The sequence below is a fragment of the Variovorax sp. OV084 genome (genome assembly GCF_900111625.1).
GTDB lineage: Bacteria > Pseudomonadota > Gammaproteobacteria > Burkholderiales > Burkholderiaceae_C > Variovorax.
The window spans coordinates 1-3,066 of record NZ_FOII01000047.1; the positions used below are offsets into that span (position 1 = coordinate 1).

2 protein-coding genes are annotated in these 3,066 nt (G+C 68.0%); both read right to left on the minus strand.

Going from position 1 to position 3,066, the window contains the following annotated elements; translation table 11 throughout:
• Window positions 1-293: 293 nt before the first annotated feature.
• Window positions 294-986 carry a two-component system response regulator KdpE gene (kdpE, locus tag BMW87_RS34510; protein WP_093060147.1) on the minus strand — a complete coding sequence of 231 codons (693 nt, stop codon included), beginning with the start codon at window positions 984-986 and terminating at the stop codon, window positions 294-296.
• A gap of 5 nt (window positions 987-991) precedes the next feature.
• The coding region (locus tag BMW87_RS34515) for a DUF4118 domain-containing protein (RefSeq protein WP_093083087.1) at window positions 992-3,066 on the minus strand (2,075 nt) is incomplete at its 5' end.

Below are 3,066 nucleotides of genomic sequence, written 5' to 3' on the forward strand. Positions count from 1 at the left end.
GGACACGTTGCCCGTGAGATTCGGGGCGGGAGCGGCTGCCGGTGCTGCTGCGGCATCCGTCGTTGCTGTTTGCGCCAGGGCTGCGCCCGAAGCGGCGAATGCAGAGATCAACACGAGCGCGTGCTTGACTGCGATGGTGGAAGTGGCCCTGTTGGGGATTTTTTTCATGAGGCAATAGTTAAAAAAACGGAAGCGCATAGCCTAGAAGCCGCCTCATAAAAGCCTTGTAAAAAGTAGCTCCGCGCGCATAAAGATTTCATCGCGGCTTCATGCCCCGGCGCTGCCGGACCTGGTCAGACGGACAGCCTGTAGCCCACCGCCGTCTCGGTCAGCAGATGGCGCGGCTGCGCAGGGTCCACTTCCAGTTTCTGGCGCAGATGCCCCATGTAGATGCGCAGATAGTGGTTCTGCTCCGTCTGCGCCGGACCCCACACAGTGATCAGCAACTGGCGTTGCGTCAGCACGCGCCCCACGTTGGCAATCAACACCGACAGGAGGCGATATTCCGTTGGCGTGAGGTGCACTTCGACACCGGCGCGCCGCACCACCCGGGCGACGTGGTCGACCTCCACCTCGCCGAAGCGAAAGACGGCTTCGGCCTCCTCCGCACCGCTGATCGGGCGCGGCCGGCGCAGCGTGGCCCGCACGCGCGCCAGCAATTCGCCGGCGCCGAAGGGCTTGGTCAGATAGTCGTCGGCGCCGGCATCCAGTGCGGTGATCTTGTCGGCCTCGCTGGCGCGTGCCGACAGCACGATGATCGGCACGGCGGACCAGCGGCGAACGTCGAGGATGAGCGATACGCCGTCACCGTCCGGCAGTCCAAGGTCCAGAACGAGCAGGTCGGGCCTGCGGGTTCCTGCGGCCGTCAGGCCTTCGCGCAGCGTGCCGGCCTCGTGCACCTGCCAGCCTTCGGTTTCGAGCGCACCGCGCACGAACCGCCGGATCTGCGGCTCGTCTTCAATGACAACGGCTGTGTGTGAGGACATGTTCTTCAGAGCTGGGCTTCCATGGATACCGGCGGGGCCCGCCGCGGCAATGTCACGACGAACTCGGCGCCGCCGTCCTGCGCATTCGAGGCAGTCACGTCTCCGCCGTGTGCATTGACCACGGCCTTGCAGATGGCAAGACCCAGGCCGACGCCAGGCGTGGCCGATTCCGCCTGCCCGCGCGTGAACTTGTCGAACAGCGTCTGCTCATGGCCCTTCACGACGTCGGGCAGGCCGGGCCCGTGGTCGCGCACCGTGAGAACCAGGGCGGCGTCGGTGACGGAGCCGCTCACCACGATCGGCGGCGCGCCGTATTTCGCGGCGTTTTCCAGCAGGTTGACGAGCACGCGCTCGATGAGCACGGCATCGAACTCGACGAGCGGCAAGTCGACCGGCAGCACCGTCTGCACATGCACGCCGCCCAGCGCCGGTTCGGCCGCCCGGATCGCCGACCCGAGGACTTCTTCCACCGACTGCCAGTCGCGCCGCAGGTTCACCGCGCCGCCGGCAATGCCGCTTTCGAGGCGCGCCATGTCCAGCAGATTGCTGACCAGCGCGTGGAGCTGGTGTGCCTGCGAGACGATTGCGCGAGCGGCCTCCACGTGCTCGTCGGACGGCAGGTTCTGCAGCGACTCGGCCAGTGCGATCAACGCTGTGAGCGGAGTGCGTACGTCATGCGAAATTGCTCCGAGCAAGGCGTTGCGCAGGCGCTCCGATTCCATTTCGACCACCGCCTGCTGGGCCACCTCGACGTAATGCACGCGCTCCAGCGCGATGGCGATCTGCCGCGCCAGCGTCTCGAGTTGCTGCGCCTGCTCGGGAATCAGCAGCCAGCGCGGCTGCGCCGGCGACAGCGCAAGCACGCCGCGAATGCGCATCGGCGCCTGCAGCGGCACGTAGTGCCAAGGTTGTGCCGCCAGCGTGGCGGTTGCGAGTCCGGCCGGCTGGCCCTGGCGAAACGACCAATCGGCGACGGAGGCGTCGAATCCCTTGGGTGCCTGCGACGGCATCACGAGACGGTCGTTCGCGTCCGTCACCAGCACCAGCGCACGGCCGCCGAAATGGCCTTCGACCGCCGCTGCTCCGAGCTCGACGACCTGCGTGCTCTCGAGCGCAGCCGACAGCTCGCGCGTGAGTTCGAACAGCGATTGCGCCCGTCGCTCGCGGCTGGCGGACACGCCGGCCGCGAAGCGCAGCCCGGCCGTGAGCTGCCCCACCAGCAGACCGACGCCGAGCATGACGACGAAGGTCAGGACGTACTGCACGTCGCTGACGCTGAAGGACAGCCGCGGCGGCACGAAGAAATAGTCGAAGGCCGCAACGTTGAGCAGCGCGGCGAAAGCCGCCGGTCCACGCCCGAAGCGCAGCGCCGAACCGACCACGCCGAGCAGGAACAGCATCACGATGTTGGTCAGCTCCAGCACATTCGACAGCGGCATGGCAACCAGCGTGATGCCCACGCTGATCGCCGCGGTAAAGGCGTAGCCGGGCCATCGCGCCCGTGGCCGGTCCGTGTCTTCCACGTTGTCGTCGGCAAGCCGACCGGGGCGCCCATGCGCAATGCGCCGGGAGCTTTCGGCTCGCGCGACCTCGACGATGTCGAGGCCTGGAGCGTGGCGGGCGAGTTCACGCGTCAGCACGGCCGAAGGCCACCATCGCAACCAGCCTTCGGCCGGTTCGGCGCGCCCCACGACCAGCGTTGCGCAGTTGAGCCGCTGGGCTTGTCCGGCAAGTTCCGCCGCGACGTCGACGCCAGTCAGCACCGCAGTCACTGCGCCCAGTTCCTCGGCCAGCTTCAGCACCGCGAGAATGCGGTCGCGCTCCGCCGCGGCCAGCCGCTGCAGCCTGGGCGTTTCGACATACGCCGCATGCCAGCGCACATTGAGCTGGCCCGCGAGCCGCGCCGCAGTGCGCACCGTCTGCGCCGCGCCTTCATGCGGGCCCACGCAGGCGAGGATCGCGCCCGAGGTGTTCCAGGCCTGCAGCTCGCGGCCCTGCCCGTTGCCGCCAGCGCCCGATTGCTCCACGCGCCAGCCGCGCACGTCGTCTTCCACATGCTCGGCGGTGCGGCGCAGTGCAA